Origin of the sequence: Methylobacterium sp. WL18 (assembly GCF_008040015.1) — a bacterium.
In the GTDB taxonomy this organism is placed as follows: Bacteria; Pseudomonadota; Alphaproteobacteria; order Rhizobiales; family Beijerinckiaceae; genus Methylobacterium; species Methylobacterium mesophilicum.
In genome coordinates this window covers 1-1,839 of sequence record NZ_VRVD01000808.1, presented here as the reverse complement: position 1 = coordinate 1,839, position 1,839 = coordinate 1, and the positions used below count along the sequence as shown (strand labels likewise).

At 67.7% G+C, this 1,839-nt stretch carries 2 protein-coding genes and 1 pseudogene; 1 reads left to right on the top strand and 2 read right to left on the bottom strand.

Features of this window, described 5'->3' with window-relative positions; translation table 11 throughout:
• A pseudogene (gene fliI, locus FV228_RS28540) lies at positions 1-380 on the bottom strand (flagellum-specific ATP synthase FliI); the annotation flags it as partial.
• A 419-nt stretch (positions 381-799) separates the two neighbouring features.
• On the opposite strand from fliI, the gene FV228_RS28535 reads away from it, so the two are divergent.
• Positions 800-1,501: a response regulator transcription factor CtrA gene (locus FV228_RS28535; protein ID WP_147857559.1), complete on the top strand. Its 702-nt coding sequence runs from the start codon at positions 800-802 to the stop codon at positions 1,499-1,501.
• Between the two features lie 88 nt (positions 1,502-1,589).
• On the opposite strand, the gene FV228_RS28530 is transcribed toward FV228_RS28535, so the two are convergent.
• The coding region (locus FV228_RS28530; RefSeq protein ID WP_147857558.1) for a trypsin-like serine protease at positions 1,590-1,839 on the bottom strand (250 nt) is incomplete at its 5' end.

The following is a 1,839-nucleotide window of genomic DNA, read 5'->3' as shown; positions in this document are numbered from 1 at the left end:
GGTCCGAGCCCGTCCACGGGCCGGCCCAGGGCGTCGACCACCCGGCCGAGCCAGGCGGCGCAGGGGCGAATGGCTCCGGCCGATTCGTCGCGCACGTAAGCCGGGCAGCCCCGGCGGACGCCCTCCAGGGACCCGAACGGCATCGCCAGAGCGCGGTCGCCCTGGAAACCGATGATCTCGCACGGCACCAAACCAAGGCCGTTGGCGCCCTCCACGTCGATCCGGCCGCCGAGCCGCATGGCCGCCACGGGGCCGGCGACCTCGACCAGGAGGCCGCGGATCGCCACGACCCGGCCGAACGTCTCCAGCACCTCGACACGGTCGAGGGCCGCCTGGGCCGCGGCGAGACTGGTAACGGACCTTGCCGGATCCTGTGTCATCGGCGTGGCTCTCAACGCTTCGTTTACCGGCCTCCTTAACACTGCGGTCATCGGGCTCGTAGCGGCTCGGTCCGGGCTCCGGCGCCAGCCGGACTTCACGAAGTCGTGCGTCTGTGGCCGCAGGGTCACAGCCGGGATCGGGTCGTTACGGGGGAGACACTTACGTCCAAGCGCGTGGGCGGACCGGTCGCGAACGGAGCGGAATCACGGCCCCGGGCGGGGGTGGAGGGACCTGGTTCCTCCCGCCAAGCTCAGGGCTCGGTGAACGAGACGCTTGCGGGTGGGAATCAGGTTTTGTTAACGATTAATCCATAGCGTTCCACGTCAAGAGCGACGGAGCGCCCGTCCACAGGCCGGTGGCGGGTGTCGGTGGGGACGTGTCTGCGCGCTGATGCGGCCGGCTGGGCTGGGGACCGACGATGCGGGTACTTCTGATCGAGGACGATAGCGCGACAGCGCAGAGCATCGAGTTGATGCTCAAGTCCGAGAATTTCAACACCTATACGACCGACTTGGGCGAAGAGGGCATAGACCTCGGCAAGCTCTACGATTACGACATCATCCTCCTCGACCTGAATCTGCCCGACATGTCGGGCTACGAGGTGCTCCGCAACCTGCGCGTGGCGAAGGTGAAGACGCCGATCCTGATCCTCTCCGGCATGGCCGGGATCGAGGACAAGGTGAAGGGTCTGGGCTTCGGGGCCGACGACTACCTCACCAAGCCGTTCCACAAGGACGAGCTGGTCGCCCGCATCCACGCCATCGTGCGCCGGTCGAAGGGCCACGCCCAGTCGGTGATTACCACCGCCGACCTGATCGTGAACCTCGACCAGAAGACCGTCGAGGTCGGCGGCGCCCGGGTCCACCTCACCGGCAAGGAGTACCAGATGCTGGAACTCCTCTCGCTGCGGAAGGGCACGACGCTCACCAAGGAGATGTTCCTCAACCATCTCTACGGCGGCATGGACGAGCCGGAACTGAAGATCATCGACGTGTTCATCTGCAAGCTGCGCAAGAAGCTCGCCAACGCCAGCCAGGGCAAGAACTACATCGAGACCGTCTGGGGCCGCGGCTACGTGCTGCGCGAGCCGATGGACGCCGAAGAGCGCATGGCGGTCTGATCCACCCGGATCACCGCCACCCTCGAAAAACCCCGTGCGGCTCGGCCGCGCGGGGTTTTCGCTTTTTTTCGGACTTACCGGTTCGGCGCTACCGGACCCCGGTCGCGGAGAAGACTTGGGCCGCCGGCGCCACGACCACATAGCCGCCGCACGGGGCGGTCCGGGTGATCACCGCGCTGGCGACGCCCCAGACATAGGTCCCGCCGCGATCCTGCGCGACGACCGGGCCGCCGGAATCGCCGAAGCAGATCCGGGCGCCGTTCGCCCGGGCGATGGTCAGGCCGGTGTTGCTGGCCGCGACCGGCGTCAGGGTCGCGGTGCGCAGGCGCCCGACGCCC